The organism is Pseudoxanthomonas sp. Root630 (assembly GCF_001427585.1).
GTDB lineage: Bacteria > Pseudomonadota > Gammaproteobacteria > Xanthomonadales > Xanthomonadaceae > Pseudoxanthomonas_A.
Genome location: NZ_LMGY01000011.1, coordinates 1 through 16,312, shown reverse-complemented (window position 1 = coordinate 16,312; position 16,312 = coordinate 1). Strand labels below are relative to the sequence as shown.

The 16,312-nt window shown below is 64.9% G+C and carries 12 protein-coding genes, 1 tRNA gene and 1 pseudogene; all 14 read left to right on the top strand.

Annotated features, from left to right (window positions below):
• Positions 1-99 (top strand): annotated as a pseudogene (locus ASD72_RS20460) (elongation factor Tu); the annotation flags it as partial.
• Positions 100-200: 101 nt separating this feature from the next.
• Positions 201-276 (top strand) — tRNA-Trp (locus ASD72_RS06215).
• A 63-nt stretch (positions 277-339) separates the two neighbouring features.
• On the top strand, positions 340-732 hold the full coding sequence (gene secE, locus ASD72_RS06210) for a preprotein translocase subunit SecE (protein ID WP_056879081.1): 393 nt from the start codon (positions 340-342) through the stop codon (positions 730-732).
• A gap of 13 nt (positions 733-745) precedes the next feature.
• Complete coding sequence (gene nusG, locus ASD72_RS06205) at positions 746-1,303, top strand: transcription termination/antitermination protein NusG (protein WP_056879080.1); 558 nt, start codon at positions 746-748, stop codon at positions 1,301-1,303.
• Between the two features lie 197 nt (positions 1,304-1,500).
• Positions 1,501-1,929, top strand: coding sequence for a 50S ribosomal protein L11 (rplK, locus tag ASD72_RS06200; protein WP_055945202.1), 429 nt, complete (start codon positions 1,501-1,503; stop codon positions 1,927-1,929).
• Positions 1,930-1,932: 3 nt separating this feature from the next.
• Positions 1,933-2,631 (top strand): 50S ribosomal protein L1, encoded by a 699-nt coding sequence (rplA, locus tag ASD72_RS06195; RefSeq protein WP_056879079.1) that lies wholly within the window; start codon positions 1,933-1,935, stop codon positions 2,629-2,631.
• A 472-nt stretch (positions 2,632-3,103) separates the two neighbouring features.
• A complete protein-coding gene (gene rplJ, locus ASD72_RS06190) occupies positions 3,104-3,640 on the top strand; it encodes a 50S ribosomal protein L10 (RefSeq protein ID WP_056879078.1) in 537 nt (178 codons plus the stop codon).
• Between the two features lie 60 nt (positions 3,641-3,700).
• The gene (gene rplL / locus ASD72_RS06185; protein WP_056879077.1) at positions 3,701-4,072 is read left to right on the top strand and encodes a 50S ribosomal protein L7/L12; all 372 of its coding nucleotides are present in this window, start codon (positions 3,701-3,703) and stop codon (positions 4,070-4,072) included.
• 237 nt (positions 4,073-4,309) lie between these two features.
• Complete coding sequence (rpoB, locus tag ASD72_RS06180) at positions 4,310-8,461, top strand: DNA-directed RNA polymerase subunit beta (RefSeq protein ID WP_056879076.1); 4,152 nt, start codon at positions 4,310-4,312, stop codon at positions 8,459-8,461.
• 92 nt (positions 8,462-8,553) lie between these two features.
• Positions 8,554-12,786 carry a DNA-directed RNA polymerase subunit beta' gene (rpoC, locus tag ASD72_RS06175; protein WP_056879075.1) on the top strand — a complete coding sequence of 1,411 codons (4,233 nt, stop codon included), beginning with the start codon at positions 8,554-8,556 and terminating at the stop codon, positions 12,784-12,786.
• Positions 12,787-13,020: 234 nt separating this feature from the next.
• Positions 13,021-13,395 carry a 30S ribosomal protein S12 gene (gene rpsL, locus ASD72_RS06170; RefSeq protein ID WP_055945224.1) on the top strand — a complete coding sequence of 125 codons (375 nt, stop codon included), beginning with the start codon at positions 13,021-13,023 and terminating at the stop codon, positions 13,393-13,395.
• Between the two features lie 13 nt (positions 13,396-13,408).
• A complete protein-coding gene (rpsG, locus tag ASD72_RS06165) occupies positions 13,409-13,876 on the top strand; it encodes a 30S ribosomal protein S7 (RefSeq protein ID WP_056879074.1) in 468 nt (155 codons plus the stop codon).
• A 176-nt stretch (positions 13,877-14,052) separates the two neighbouring features.
• Positions 14,053-16,143, top strand: a complete 2,091-nt coding sequence (gene fusA / locus ASD72_RS06160) for an elongation factor G (RefSeq protein WP_056879073.1) — start codon at positions 14,053-14,055, stop codon at positions 16,141-16,143.
• Between the two features lie 70 nt (positions 16,144-16,213).
• Positions 16,214-16,312, top strand: a 99-nt coding sequence (locus tag ASD72_RS06155) for a GTP-binding protein (RefSeq protein ID WP_031270842.1), incomplete at its 3' end; no start/stop codon positions are given.

Here is a 16,312-nt window from a genome sequence, read left to right as displayed (position 1 = left end):
CTGATCAACCCGGTGGCGATGGACGAAGGCCTGCGTTTCGCGATCCGCGAAGGTGGCCGTACCGTCGGCGCCGGCGTCGTGGCCAAGATCATCAAGTAAGCCCCTGCGGTCCCGGCGACGGGTTCGCCGGATAGCGCGAAGGGCGGGCCGGAACCTCGGTCCGCCTTCGCCGTCTAAGGGAAGGTTGCAGTCGTACCGATACGCCAGTAGCTCAATTGGCAGAGCAGCGGTCTCCAAAACCGCAGGTTGGGGGTTCGAGTCCCTCCTGGCGTGCCACTTCCTTCCCCGCGGAGTGCGGGATTCCCGCCACTCCCTTCAAAGTAGAAGAGCGACACTGACTTGAACAGCAAGGTCGAACAATCCAAAGCGACCGCCACCTCCGCGGGCGATATCGCCAAGTACGTGCTGGCGCTGGCGCTGGTCGTGGCGGGCCTGGTGGCCTGGTGGTTCTTCAATGGCCAATGGGCCACGCCGCTGCGTTCGCTGGCCGTGGTCGCGGGCCTGGTGCTGGGTGCACTGGTGTTCCTGGGTACCTCCAAGGGCCGCGATACGCGCGAGTTCCTGGCCGAGTCCCGCTTCGAGCTGCGCAAGGTCGTGTGGCCGACCCGTGAAGAGGCGACCCGCACGACGTGGGTGGTCATCGTGGTGGTCATCCTGCTCAGCCTGATCCTGGCCGGCTTCGATTTCACCATTCAGTGGTTGATCGAGAAGTTCCTGAATTTTGGCCGTTAAGGAGAGCGTCGCAGTGAAGCGTTGGTATGTCGTCCATGCTTATTCGGGCTTCGAGAAGTCGGTAGCCCAGGCCCTGCGCGATCGCATCGTCCGTGACAGCATGCAGGAAAAGTTCGGCGACGTACTGGTCCCGACCGAAGAGGTCGTGGAGATGCGTTCCGGCCAGAAGCGCCGTTCCGAGCGCAAGTTCTTCCCCGGCTACGTGCTGGTGCAGATCGAGACCCACGACGAAGGCGGCATCCCGCGCATGGACAGCGAGAGCTGGCACCTTGTGAAGGACACCTCCAAGGTGCTGGGCTTCATCGGCGGCACCGCCGACCGCCCCCTGCCGATCCGCGACGAAGAGGCTGCGGCCATCCTCGACCGCGTCCAGGAAGGCGTCGAGAAGCCCAAGCCGAAGGTCCTGTTCGAGCCGGGCGAGATGGTGCGCGTCACCGACGGCCCGTTCAACGACTTCAACGGCGTGGTCGAGGAAGTCAATTACGAGAAGAGCCGCCTGCGCGTGGCGGTGCTGATCTTCGGCCGCTCCACCCCGGTGGAGCTGGAATTCGGCCAGGTCGAGAAGGCCTGAGCCGGCGGTCGGGCCCGCCTCGGCGGGCTCGGCAAAACCCTGTTATACTGCGCGGCTCCCTGAACGGCTGGCCGGGCAGGAGCCGTGGCCGCCTTTGGGCGGCCATTGGCGCGTTCGAGATACGCGATGCCGGGACGCGTGATTTTCCCGGTCCGATGGGGAGCCTTCACAGGCGCTAGCACCCGGAGAGTACTCACATGGCAAAGAAAGTTGTCGGTTACATCAAGCTGCAGGTGAAGGCCGGTCAGGCCAACCCCTCGCCGCCGGTCGGTCCTGCGCTGGGTCAGCGCGGCCTGAACATCATGGAATTCTGCAAGGCGTTCAACGCCGCCACGCAGAAGCTGGAGCCGGGCCTGCCGATTCCGGTGGTCATCACGGCCTATTCCGACCGTACCTTCACCTTCATCACGAAGACGCCGCCGGCGTCGATCCTGCTGAAGAAGGCCGTCGGCATCACGTCCGGCTCCAAGCGCCCGAACACCGAGAAGGTGGGCAAGGTCACCCGCAAGCAGCTCGAGGACATCGCCAAGGCGAAGGAACCCGACCTGACCGCGGCCGACCTGGACGCAGCGGTGCGCACGATCGCGGGTTCGGCCCGCTCCATGGGCCTGACGGTAGAGGGTTAAGAAATGGCACAGAACAAGCGACAGAAGGCCATCCTGGCCGCCGTGACCCCCGGCAAGGCGTACGCCATTGACGAGGCCCTGAAGATCGTGAAGACCGCGGTCAAGTCCAAGTTCGTCGAGTCCGTCGACGTCGCCGTGCGCCTGGGCGTGGACGCCAAGAAGTCCGACCAGCAGGTCCGCGGTTCCACCGTGCTGCCCGCCGGTACCGGCAAGTCGGTCCGCGTGGCGGTGTTCGCCCCGGCCGGCGCCAAGGCTGACGAAGCCGTCGCCGCTGGCGCCGAAGCCGTCGGCATGGACGACCTGGCCGAGAAGATGCTCGCCGGCGACATCAACTACGACGTGGTCATCGCCACGCCGGACGCGATGCGCGTGGTCGGCAAGCTGGGTACGGTCCTGGGTCCGCGCGGCCTGATGCCGAACCCGAAGGTCGGCACCGTGTCGCCGAACCCGGCCGAGGCGGTGAAGAACGCCAAGTCGGGCCAGGTGCGCTACCGCACCGACAAGGCCGGCATCATCCACTGCACGATCGGCAAGGCGAGCTTCGACGACGAATCGCTGAAGTCGAACCTGCAGGCGCTGCTGATCGACCTGGTGAAGGCCAAGCCGGCCACCTCCAAGGGCCAGTACCTGCAGAAGATCTCGGTCAGCTCGACCATGGGCCCCGGCGTGACCGTGGACCAGTCCTCGCTGTCCCTGAAGTGACGAACTGACCCGCGCGCCCAGCGCGCGGCTTTGTCGGTTCATCATCCCCGCGCAGGCGGGGATCCAGCGACTTGAAGTCTGGGTTGCTGGAGAAAAGAAAGTCGCTGGGTTCCCGCTTTCGCGGGAATGACGGCGAAAAAATTTTGAGGGCAGTCGCCCAGGCCGGGAGACCGGTGCGAGCGACAGCCGTCAAAGACCGCAGGTGCGGTCAGCGCGCAACGACGACGGGCAGGGAAGCTCGTGCTGGCAGGGAATCGCCGTCGTGGCTAGCGGGATCGCTTAATCCATTCCCCCCGGGGGATGCGCCTGCGTAGATGGTGCCGCCTTCTGGAAGTTTTCTGGAGCACGACCGCGAGGTCGCCAGTCAGACAGGCCACCGCCGGGACCTCTGCGTCCCCGGTACCCACGGAGGGGTGCCGTCCAGGACCGCGAACGGCAGGAGCCGTGAGCGGAGTCAATAAGTGAGGAGTGTATGGCTCTCAATCTGTCCCAGAAGCAAGAAGTAGTCGCCGAACTGGCAGACGTCGCCGCCAAGGCGCACTCCCTGGTCGCCGCCGAATACGCAGGCATCACGGTCACCCAGATGACCGCGATGCGCAAGAAGGCCCGCGAGACCGGCGTGTACTTGAAAGTTGTCAAGAACACGTTGGCCGTGCGTGCCGTGGCAGGTACCGAATTCGAGGTTGTCCAGGACAAGCTCGTCGGTCCGCTGCTGTATGCGTTTTCGACCGAGGAGCCCGGCGCTGCCGGTCGCCTGATCAAGGAATTCGCCAAGGGTAACGACAAGCTTCAGCCGAAGGTCGTCTCCGTGGGTGGTCAGCTGTATCCGGCCAGCCATGTGGAAGTCCTGGCGTCGCTGCCGACCCGCGATCAGGCCCTGGCCATGCTGGCCCGCGTCCTGGCCGAACCGGCCTCGATGTTCGCCCGCGCCGTCAAGGCCGTGGCCGACAAGCAGGGTGGTGGCGAAGCACCGGCGGAAGCCGCTGCCGAAGCCCCGGCCGAAGCCTGATTCGACGTCTTCTACGGTTCTACGAACCCTAATCCCAGATAATTTCCAAAGGTAAACACAATGTCCCTTTCCAACGAACAGATCGTCGACGCCATTGCCGGCAAGACCCTGATGGAAGTGATGGAGCTGGTCAAGGCCATCGAAGAGAAGTTCGGCGTCTCCGCCGCCGCCCCGGTCGTCGCCGCTGCCGGCCCGGCCGCTGCTGCCGCCCCGGTCGAAGAGCAGACCGAATTCACCGTCGTCCTGAAGGACGCCGGCGCCAAGAAGGTCGACGTGATCAAGGCCGTCCGCGCCATCACCGGCCTGGGCCTGAAGGAAGCCAAGGACCTCACCGAGGCCGGCGGCGTCCTGAAGGAAGCCGTGTCGAAGGAAGACGCCGACAAGTTCAAGAAGGAACTCGAAGCCGCTGGTGCGAGCGTCGAAGTCAAGTAAGCCGTATCTGTCGCCGGATTGCTCAGGCGACAACCCGAGGCCGGGGGCGAAAGCCCCTGGCCTTCGGTCGTTTCAAGACGCAGTGATGTAAATGCGAGTTTGTAGTTGGAAGTAGCGGCAGAAGGCGTGCTGGTGCCGGCAATACCAGCGACTTCCAACTGAAAATTCACCCGTTCGAAAGAATGTCCCCCCGTGCGGTCGCGGACGCGCGCCCCACGCTGCCAAAGGCACAGTCACATGACGACATATTCGTTCACCGAAAAGAAGCGCATCCGCAAGGATTTCGGCAAGCAGCGGTCGATCCTCGAGGTCCCGTTCCTGCTGGCCATCCAGGTCGATTCCTACCGCGAGTTCCTGCAGGAGCACGCCGATCCCGCCAAGCGCGATGACAAGGGCCTGCACGCAGCGCTGAAGTCGGTCTTCCCGATCGCCAGCTACAGCGGCAACGCCGCGCTGGAATACGTCGGCTACAAGCTGGGCGAGCCGGTGTTCGACGAGCGCGAGTGCCGCAACCGTGGCCTGTCCTACGGCGCCCCGCTGCGCGTGACCGTGCGCCTGGTGATCTACGACCGCGAGTCGTCCACCAAGGCGATCAAGTACGTGAAGGAACAGGAGGTCTACCTGGGCGAGATTCCGCTCATGACCGACAACGGTACCTTCATCGTCAACGGCACCGAGCGCGTCATCGTGTCGCAGCTGCACCGTTCGCCGGGCGTGTTCTTCGACCACGACCGTGGCAAGACGCACAGCTCGGGCAAGCTGCTGTACAGCGCCCGCATCATCCCTTACCGCGGCTCCTGGCTGGACTTCGAGTTCGACCCGAAGGACGCGCTGTTCACGCGTATCGACCGTCGCCGCAAGCTGCCGGTTTCGATCCTGCTGCGCGCGCTGGGTTACAACAACGAAGAAATGCTCAACGAGTTCTTCGACGTCAACACCTTCCACATCCTGCCGGAAGGCGTGCAGCTCGAGCTCGTCGCCGAGCGCCTGCGTGGCGAGACGTTGAACTTCGACCTGGCCGACGGTGACAAGGTCATCGTGGAAGCCGGCAAGCGCATCACCGCGCGCCACGTGAAGCAACTGGAACAGTCGGGCATCGCTGCCCTGGCCGTGCCGGACGAATACCTGGTGGGCCGCATCCTGTCGCACGACGTGATCGACGCCAACACCGGCGAGCTGTTGGCCGCCGCCAATGACGAGATCACCGACGACCAGCTGTCCAAGTTCCGCAAGGCTGGCGTGGACGCCGTGGGCACGCTGTGGGTCAACGACCTGGACCGTGGCCCGTACCTGTCCAACACGCTGCGCATCGATCCGACCAAGACCCAGCTCGAAGCGCTGGTCGAGATCTACCGCATGATGCGTCCCGGCGAACCGCCGACCAAGGATGCCGCGCAGAACCTGTTCCACAACCTGTTCTTCACCTTCGAGCGCTACGACCTGTCGAACGTCGGCCGCATGAAGTTCAACCGTCGCGTGGGCCGCAAGGAAACCACCGGCGAAGCCGTGCTGTACGACAAGAAGTACTTCGGCGCGCGCAATGACGAAGAAGCCAAGCGCCTGGTCGCCAGCCTGGGCGAGACCTCGGACATCCTGGACGTCATCAAGGTCCTGACCGAGATCCGCAACGGCCGCGGCACCGTGGACGACATCGACCACCTGGGCAACCGCCGCGTGCGTTCGGTCGGCGAAATGGCCGAGAACGTCTTCCGCGTGGGCCTGGTCCGCGTCGAGCGCGCCGTGAAGGAGCGCCTGTCGATGGCCGAGTCCGAAGGCCTGACCCCGCAGGAACTGATCAACGCCAAGCCGGTGGCCGCCGCGATCAAGGAATTCTTCGGCTCCTCGCAGCTGTCGCAGTTCATGGACCAGAACAACCCGCTGTCGGAAGTCACGCACAAGCGTCGCGTGTCGGCCCTCGGCCCGGGCGGCCTGACCCGCGAGCGCGCCGGCTTCGAAGTGCGCGACGTGCACCCGACCCATTACGGCCGCGTCTGCACCATCGAGACGCCGGAAGGCCCGAACATCGGCCTGATCAACTCGCTGGCCGTGTACGCACGCACCAACAGCTACGGCTTCCTCGAGACGCCGTACCGCAAGGTCGTGGACGGCACCATCACCGACGAGATCGAGTACCTGTCGGCGATCGAAGAAAACGAGTACGTCATCGCGCAGGCCAACGCGCTGCATGACGCCAAGAGCCGCCTGACCGAACAGTTCGTGCCGTGCCGCTACCAGGGCGAATCGCTGCTGAAGCCGCCGAGCGAAGTGGACTACATGGACGTCTCGCCGATGCAGACCGTGTCGGTCGCCGCGGCGCTGGTGCCGTTCCTGGAACACGACGACGCCAACCGCGCACTGATGGGCGCCAACATGCAGCGCCAGGCCGTGCCGACGCTGCGTGCGCAGAAGCCGCTGGTCGGTACCGGCATCGAGCGCGCCGTGGCGCGCGACTCGGGCGTGACCGTGAACGCCCGCCGTGGCGGCGTGGTCGAGCAGATCGACGCCGGCCGCATCGTGGTGAAGGTCAACGAGATCGAGATCTCCGGCGAAACCGATGCCGGCGTCGACATCTACTCGCTGATCAAGTACACGCGCTCCAACCAGAACACCTGCATCAACCAGCGTCCGCTGGTGAACGTGGGCGACGTGGTTGCGCGCGGCGACGTGCTGGCCGACGGTCCCTCGACCGACATCGGCGAGCTGGCGCTGGGCCAGAACATGCTGATCGCGTTCATGCCGTGGAACGGCTACAACTTCGAAGACTCCATCCTGCTCTCCGAGCGCGTGGTGGAAGAGGATCGCTACACCACGATCCACATCGAAGAGCTGACCTGCGTCGCGCGCGACACCAAGCTGGGGCCGGAGGAAATCTCCGCCGACATCCCGAACGTCTCCGAGCAGGCCCTTAACCGCCTCGACGAGAGCGGCGTGGTGTACATCGGCGCCGAAGTGCGCGCCGGCGACATCATGGTCGGCAAGGTGACGCCGAAGGGCGAGAGCCAGCTGACCCCGGAAGAGAAGCTGCTGCGCGCGATCTTCGGCGAGAAGGCTTCGGACGTGAAGGACAGCTCGCTGCGCGTGCCCCCGGGCATGGACGGCACCGTCATCGACGTGCAGGTCTTCACCCGCGACGGTATCGAGAAGGACAAGCGTGCGCGCCAGATCGAGGAAAACGAGATCAAGCGCGTCAAGAAGGACTTCGACGACCAGTTCCGCATCCTGGAAGGCGCCATCTACGCCCGCCTGCGCTCGCAGCTGGTCGGCAAGGTCGCCAACGGTGGTCCGGGCACGCTGAAGAAGGGCGACGCGATCTCCGACGCCTACCTCGACGGCTTGAAGAAGTCGGAGTGGTTCACCCTGCGCATGAAGGACGATGACGCGTCCGACGCCATCGAGCGCGCCCAGATGCAGATCCAGGCGCACGAGAAGGAATTCGAGCGTCGCTTCGCCGACAAGCGCGGCAAGATCACCGCCGGCGACGACCTCGCCCCGGGCGTGCTGAAGATGGTCAAGGTCTACCTGGCCGTGAAGCGCCGCATCCAGCCGGGCGACAAGATGGCCGGCCGCCACGGCAACAAGGGTGTCGTGTCGACCATCGTGCCGGTCGAGGACATGCCTTACATGGCCACCGGCGAAACCGTGGACATCGTGCTGAACCCGCTGGGCGTGCCGTCGCGTATGAACATCGGTCAGGTGCTGGAAGTGCACCTCGGCTGGGCCGCGAAGGGGCTGGGCAAGAAGATCCAGGACATGCTGGAAGCCCAGGCCAAGGTGGCCGACCTGCGCAAGTTCCTGACCCAGATCTACAACCACGACCAGAAGCTGGGCGAGGACCGCGTGGACCTGGACCAGTTCAGCGATGCCGAACTGATCGCGCTGGCCAAGAACCTCACCGACGGCGTGCCGATGGCCACCCCGGTGTTCGACGGCGCGGCGGAAACCGAGATCAAGCACATGCTCGAACTCGCGGACCTGCCGATCAGCGGCCAGACCCAGCTGTTCGACGGCCGCACCGGCGAGGCGTTCGACCGCCACACCACGGTCGGCTACATGCACATGCTGAAGCTGAACCACCTGGTGGACGACAAGATGCACGCGCGTTCCACCGGTCCGTACTCGCTCGTCACCCAGCAGCCGCTGGGCGGCAAGGCGCAGTTCGGTGGCCAGCGCTTCGGTGAAATGGAAGTCTGGGCGCTGGAAGCCTACGGCGCGGCGCACACCCTGCAGGAAATGCTGACGGTCAAGTCGGACGACGTGCAGGGCCGCAACCAGATGTACAAGAACATCGTCGATGGTGCCCACGAGATGGTCGCGGGCATGCCGGAATCCTTCAACGTGCTCGTGAAGGAAATCCGCTCGCTCGCCATCAACATGGAACTGGAAGACTGATCGCAACGCCGCGGGAGCGGCCTGCCGCTCCCGCGCCTTCCGAACACGGTCAACCCGCCCTCGACAAAGATTCCTCCTGACGGAGAAACAAAATGAAAGACCTGCTCAACCTCTTCAACCAGCAGCGCCAGACGCTGGACTTCGACGCGATCAAGATCGCGCTGGCCTCGCCGGACCTGATCCGCTCGTGGTCCTTCGGCGAAGTGAAGAAGCCGGAAACCATCAACTACCGCACGTTCAAGCCCGAGCGCGACGGCCTGTTCTGCTCGGCCATCTTCGGCCCGATCAAGGACTACGAGTGCCTGTGCGGCAAGTACAAGCGCATGAAGCACCGCGGCGTCGTCTGCGAGAAGTGCGGCACGGAAGTGACGCTGGCCAAGGTGCGCCGCGAGCGCATGGGCCACATCGACCTGGCCAGCCCGGTCGCGCACATCTGGTTCCTGAAGTCGCTGCCGTCGCGCATCGGCCTGATGCTGGACATGACCCTGCGCGATATCGAGCGCGTGCTGTACTTCGAAGCCTACGTCGTCACCGAGCCGGGCCTGACCTCGCTCGAGCGCCGCCAGCTGCTGACCGAAGAACAGTTCATGCAGGCGCGCCAGGAGCACGGCGATGATTTCGACGCCGCCATGGGCGCCGAAGCCGTGTACGACCTGCTGCGCACGATCGACCTGCAGGCCGAGATGGTGAACCTGCGCGAGGAAATCGCCAGCACCGGTTCCGAGACCAAGCTGAAGCGCCTCACCAAGCGCATCAAGCTGATGGAAGCGTTCCTGGAGTCGGGCAACCGTCCGGAATGGATGGTCATGACCGTGCTGCCGGTGCTGCCGCCGGACCTGCGTCCGCTGGTGCCGCTGGACGGCGGCCGCTTCGCGACCTCCGACCTGAACGACCTGTACCGCCGCGTCATCAACCGCAACAACCGCCTGCGCCGCCTGCTGGAGCTCAACGCTCCGGACATCATCGTGCGCAACGAAAAGCGCATGCTGCAGGAGTCGGTTGACGCCCTGATGGACAACGGCCGTCGCGGTCGCGCCATCACCGGCACCAACAAGCGCCCGCTCAAGTCGCTGGCCGACATGATCAAGGGCAAGCAGGGCCGCTTCCGCCAGAACCTGCTCGGCAAGCGCGTGGACTACTCCGGCCGTTCGGTCATCGTGGTCGGCCCGACCCTGCGCCTGCACGAGTGCGGCCTGCCGAAGAAGATGGCGCTGGAGCTGTTCAAGCCGTTCGTGTTCGCCAAGCTGCAGCGCCGCGGCCTGGCTACCACCATCAAGGCCGCCAAGAAGCTGGTCGAGCGTGAAGAAGCGGAAGTCTGGGACATCCTGGAAGAGGTCATCCGCGAGCATCCGGTCCTGTTGAACCGCGCGCCGACGCTGCACCGCCTGGGCATCCAGGCGTTCGAGCCGGTGCTGATCGAAGGCAAGGCCATCCAGCTGCACCCGCTGGTCTGCACCGCGTTCAACGCCGACTTCGACGGTGACCAGATGGCCGTCCACGTGCCGCTCTCGCTGGAAGCCCAGCTGGAAGCGCGCGCGCTGATGATGTCCTCCAACAACATCCTGTCGCCGGCCAACGGCGAGCCCATCATCGTGCCGTCGCAGGACGTCGTGCTGGGCCTGTACTACATGACCCGCGCGCTGGAGAACAAGAAGGGCGAGGGCATGGCGTTCGCCAACATCGCCGAAGTCAAGCGCGCCTACGACAACCGCGCCGTTGAGCTGCACGCGAAGGTCAAGGTCCGTATCAGCGGCACCGTGATCGACGAGGACGGCAACCGCAGCAAGCAGACCAGCATCGTGGACACCACGATCGGCCGTGCGCTGCTGGCCGAGATCCTGCCGGAAGGCCTGCCGTTCGCGCTGGCCAACACCGAGTTGAACAAGAAGGCCATCAGCCGCCTGATCAACTCCAGCTACCGCATGCTGGGCCTGAAGGACACGGTCGTGTTCGCCGACAAGCTGATGTACACCGGCTTCGCGTACGCCACGCGCGCCGGCGTCTCGATCGGCATCGACGACATGCTGATCCCGGCCGAGAAGAAGGGCATCCTGGGCGAAGCCGAGCAGGAAGTGCTGGAGATCCAGGAGCAGTACCAGAGCGGTCTGGTCACCGCCGGCGAGCGCTACAACAAGGTGGTCGACATCTGGTCGCGCACCAACGAGCGCATCGCCAAGGCGATGATGGACACCATCGGTACCGACAAGGTGAAGAACGCCAAGGGCGAGACCATCAACGAGAAGTCGATGAACTCGCTGTACATCATGGCCGACTCCGGCGCCCGTGGTAGCCAGGCGCAGATCCGCCAGCTGGCCGGCATGCGCGGCCTGATGGCCCGTCCCGATGGTTCGATCATCGAGACGCCCATCAAGGCGAACTTCCGCGAAGGCCTGAACGTGCAGGAGTACTTCAACTCCACGCACGGTGCCCGTAAGGGTCTGGCCGATACCGCGCTGAAGACCGCGAACTCCGGTTACCTGACCCGTCGCCTGGTCGACGTGGCGCAGGACGTGGTGATCACCGAAGTCGATTGCGGCACCGTCGAAGGCCTGACCATGACCCCGATCGTGGAAGGCGGCGACGTGGTCGAGCCGCTGCGCGACCGCGTGCTGGGCCGCATCGTGGCCGAGGACGTGTTCCTGCCGGGCAACGACGAGGATCCGATCGTCACCCGCAACACGCTGCTCGACGAAGCCTGGGTGCAGAAGCTGGAAGATGCGGGCGTGCAGGCATTGAAGGTGCGTTCCACCATCACCTGCGAATCGAACTTCGGCGTCTGCGCGCACTGCTACGGCCGTGACCTGGCCCGCGGCCACATCGTCAACATCGGTGAAGCGGTCGGCGTCATCGCCGCGCAGTCGATCGGCGAGCCCGGTACCCAGCTGACCATGCGTACGTTCCACATCGGTGGTGCGGCGTCGCGTGCAGCGGCGGTCGACAACATCACCGTCAAGACGACCGGTTCGATCAAGTTCAACAACCTCAAGTTCGTCGAACACGCGAACGGCAGCCTGGTCGCGGTGTCGCGCTCGGGCGAACTGTCCGTGCTCGATGGCCATGGTCGCGAGCGCGAGCGTTACAAGCTGCCCTACGGCGCCACCATCAACGTCAAGGACGGCGACCAGATCACGGCCGGCCAGGCCGTGGCCAACTGGGATCCGCATAATCACCCGATCGTGTCGGAAGTGGCCGGTTTCGTGCGTTTCGTCGACTTCGTCGATGGCGTCACCGTCATCGAGAAGACCGACGACCTGACCGGCCTGGCGTCGCGCGAGATCACCGATCCGAAGCGTCGCGGCTCGCAGGGCAAGGACCTGCGTCCGATCGTCCGCATCGTGGACAAGGACGGCAAGGACCTCAGCATCCCCGGTACCGACCTGCCGGCGCAGTACCTGCTGCCGCCGCGCTCGATCGTCAACCTGCAGGACGGCGCGCCCGTCGGCGTGGGTGACGTGGTCACCAAGGTGCCGCAGGAAGCCTCCAAGACCCGCGACATCACCGGTGGTCTGCCCCGCGTGGCCGACCTGTTCGAAGCCCGCAAGCCGAAGGACCCGGCCATCCTGGCCGAGCGCTCCGGCGTCATCAGCTTCGGCAAGGACACCAAGGGCAAGCAGCGCCTGATCATCAAGGACACCGATGGTTCCGAGCACGAAGAGCTGATCCCGAAGTTCCGCCAGATCATCGTGTTCGAAGGCGAGCACGTGGCCAAGGGCGAAACCATCGTGGACGGCGAGCCGAGCCCGCAGGACATCCTGCGCCTGCTGGGCGTCGAGCCGCTGGCGGCCTACCTGGTCAAGGAAATCCAGGACGTCTACCGCCTGCAGGGCGTGAAGATCAACGACAAGCACATCGAGGTGATCACCCGCCAGATGCTGCGCAAGGTGGAAATCACCGACGCGGGCAACAGCAAGTTCCTGGCGGGCGAGCAGATCGAGAAGCAGCGCTTCATCGAAGAGAACGCCAAGCTGGCGGCGCGCAACGAGCTCCTGGCGAAGTACGACCCGGTGCTGCTGGGCATCACCAAGGCCTCGCTGGCGACCGAGTCGTTCATCTCCGCGGCCTCCTTCCAGGAGACCACCCGCGTGCTGACCGAAGCGGCCGTCCGCGGCACCCGCGACAGCCTGCGTGGCCTGAAGGAGAACGTCATCGTCGGCCGTCTGATCCCGGCCGGTACCGGTCTGGCGTACCACAACCAGCGCCGCCGCAACGCTTCCGGCCTGACCGAGGCTGAGGTGGACGCCCTGTCGGGTGGCATCACCGAGCCGGCGGCCCCGGCCGCCGCCGTGGCGGCCGACGAAGCGGGCGAGGAGTCCAGCGCCAGCTAAAACGCACCATCCGGCGGCCTCCGGGCCGCCCCAGACCACGAAAAGAGGCGCAGGATGCGCCTCGTTTTCGGCCCAGGAAGGGCGGGATCGCAGTCAGTTGGCAGGCATCCACCCCCGTCGCGTTGACGGTCGGGCGGGTTGCCGGCTATACTTTTCCGTCTAGGTGGGCCGTATTGCGGCCTGCCTTCGTTTTCATGTCAAACAAGGCTCCGGCCTTCACACGAAGAATCCACTATGGCAACCGTCAATCAGCTGGTCCGCAAGCCGCGGCAGGCCCCCACGTACAAGAGCCAGTCGCCCGCGCTGGACAACTGCCCGCAGCGTCGCGGCGTGTGCACCCGCGTCTACACGACGACCCCGAAGAAGCCGAACTCGGCCCTCCGCAAGGTCGCCAAGGTGCGCCTGACCAACCAGGAAGAAATCATCAGCTACATCGGTGGTGAAGGCCACAACCTGCAGGAGCACTCCGTGGTGCTCGTGCGCGGCGGCCGCGTGAAGGACCTGCCGGGCGTGCGTTACCACACCGTGCGCGGTTCGCTGGACGCCTCGGGCGTCGCCAAGCGCCGCCAGGGCCGTTCCAAGTACGGCGCCAAGCGTCCCAAGGCTTAAGGAATAAACGAACATGTCGCGCAAAGGCTCTGCCCCCCAACGTGAAATCCTGCCGGACCCCAAGCACGGCAGCCAGACGATTGCCCGCTTCATCAACATGGTGATGCTGAGCGGCAAGAAGTCCGTCGCCGAGAAGATCGTCTACGGCGCCATGGACGTCATCGGCGAGAAGAACCCCAACGCCCTCGAGCTGGTCGAGAAGGCGCTGGACAACGTCTCTCCGGCCGTCGAGGTGAAGTCCCGCCGTGTCGGTGGCGCCACCTACCAGGTGCCGGTCGAAGTGCGTTCGTCGCGCCGCATGGCGCTGGCGATGCGCTGGCTGATCGAGTCCGCCCGCAAGCGCGGCGAGAACTCCATGCCGCGCAAGCTGGCCGCTGAACTGCTGGATGCCTCCGAGAACCGCGGCGGCGCCATCAAGAAGCGTGAAGAAACCCACCGCATGGCGGAAGCGAACAAGGCGTTCGCCCACTACCGCTGGTAACGGCCTGCGGGCCCTTGTGAGCAAGGGCCTTCGGCACCATCTAGGTGCCCCTGGGACGCGCTTCCGCGTTCCGACCCCGAAGGCCGCCGAAAGGCGGCATTCGGCCATCTGAAGATCCGCCCTCCACGGAAGGCCCTGGCATCCCGCCGGCCCTCCATCAGAAAAGAGAGACTGTCGTGGCTCGCACCACTCCCATCGAGCGTTACCGCAACTTCGGCATCATGGCGCACATCGACGCCGGCAAGACCACCACGTCCGAGCGCATCCTGTTCTACACCGGCGTCAGCCACAAGATCGGTGAAGTGCACGACGGTGCCGCGACCATGGACTGGATGGAGCAGGAGCAGGAGCGCGGCATCACCATCACGTCCGCCGCCACCACGGCGTTCTGGACCGGCATGGACAAGTCGCTGCCCCAGCACCGCTTCAACATCATCGATACCCCCGGCCACGTCGACTTCACCATCGAAGTCGAGCGTTCGCTGCGCGTGCTCGACGGTGCGGTGTTCGTGCTGTGCGCCGTCGGCGGCGTGCAGCCGCAGTCCGAGACCGTGTGGCGCCAGGCGAACAAGTACGCCGTGCCGCGTCTCGCGTTCGTCAACAAGATGGACCGTACCGGTGCCGACTTCTTCAAGGTCGTCGACCAGCTGAAGACGCGCCTGGGTGCGTACCCGGTGCCGATGCAGGTGCCGGTCGGCGCCGAAGACGGCTTCGAGGGCGTCATCGACCTGCTGAAGATGAAGTACATCCACTGGGATGTCGCGTCGCAGGGCACCAAGTTCGAGTACCGCGACATCCCCGCCGAGTTGGCCGACAAGGCGGCGACGGATCGTGCCTTCATGGTCGAAGCGGCCGCGGAAGCCAGCGAAGAGCTGATGGACAAGTACCTCAACGAGGGCGACCTGTCCGAAGCCGAGATCATCGCCGGTCTGCGCGAGCGCACCCTGAAGGTGGAAGTGATTCCGGTCTACTGTGGCTCCGCGTTCAAGAACAAGGGCGTGCAGGCCATGCTGGACGGCGTCATCCAGCTGCTGCCGTCGCCGACCGATCGTCCGCCGGTGCAGGGCATCGACGAGAACGAGAAGGAAGACAGCCGCAAGGCGGGCGACAACGAGCCGTTCTCGGCGCTGGCGTTCAAGATCATGACGGATCCGTTCGTGGGTTCGCTGACGTTCTTCCGCGTCTATTCGGGCGTGCTGAACTCCGGCGACGCGGTGTACAACCCGGTCAAGTCGAAGAAGGAGCGCGTGGGCCGCATCCTGCAGATGCACTCCAACCAGCGTGACGAAATCAAGGAAGTGCGCGCAGGCGACATTGCCGCAGCCGTGGGCTTGAAGGACGTCACCACGGGCGACACGCTGTGCTCGCTCGACCACATCATCACCCTGGAGCGCATGGTGTTCCCGGAGCCCGTCATCTCGATGGCGGTGGAGCCGAAGACCAAGTCCGACCAGGAGAAGATGGGTCTGGCCCTGGGCCGTCTGGCGCAGGAAGATCCTTCGTTCCGCGTCAAGACGGACGAGGAATCCGGCCAGACGATCATCTCCGGCATGGGCGAGCTGCACCTGGAAATCCTGGTGGACCGCATGAAGCGCGAGTTCAACGTGGAAGCCAACGTCGGCAAGCCGCAGGTGGCCTACCGCGAGACCATCCGCAAGGCGGTCAAGCAGGAAGGCAAGTTCGTGCGCCAGTCGGGCGGTCGCGGCCAGTACGGCCACATCGTCATCGAAATGTCGCCGGTCGAGCGTGGCGTCGGCTTCTCGTACGAGAGCGCCATCGTCGGTGGCGTGGTGCCGAAGGAATACGTCGCTGCGGCGGGCAAGGGCATCGAGGACGCGCTGAAGAGCGGCCCGCTCGCCGGCTTCCCGGTGGTCGACGTCGCCATCAAGGCGGTTGACGGCTCGTTCCATGACGTCGACTCCAACGAAATGGCGTTCAAGGTCGCCGGCTCCATGGCCTTCAAGGAAGCTTTCAGCAAGGCCCAGCCGGTCCTGCTCGAGCCGATGATGAAGGTCGAGATCGTGACCCCGGAAGACTATCTGGGTGACGTGATGGGCGACGTGAGCCGTCGTCGCGGCATTCTGCAGGGTCAGGACGACAGCCCGTCGGGCAAGGTCATCGCCGCGATGGTGCCGCTGGGCGAAATGTTCGGTTACGCCACCACGCTGCGTTCGATGTCGCAGGGTCGTGCCACGTTCTCGATGGAGTTCGACCACTACGCGGAAGCGCCGGCGAACATCGCCGACGCGGTCATCAAGAAGAACTGAGTGGGATCGGGAGGCCTGAAGTGCCTCCCGGTGTTCCCGTCACGAATCACAGATAAAAAGGTAGAAGACAATGGCAAAGGGTAAATTCGAACGCACCAAGCCGCACGTGAACGTGGGCACGATTGGTCACGTTGACCACGGCAAGACGACGCTGACGGCGGCGCTGACG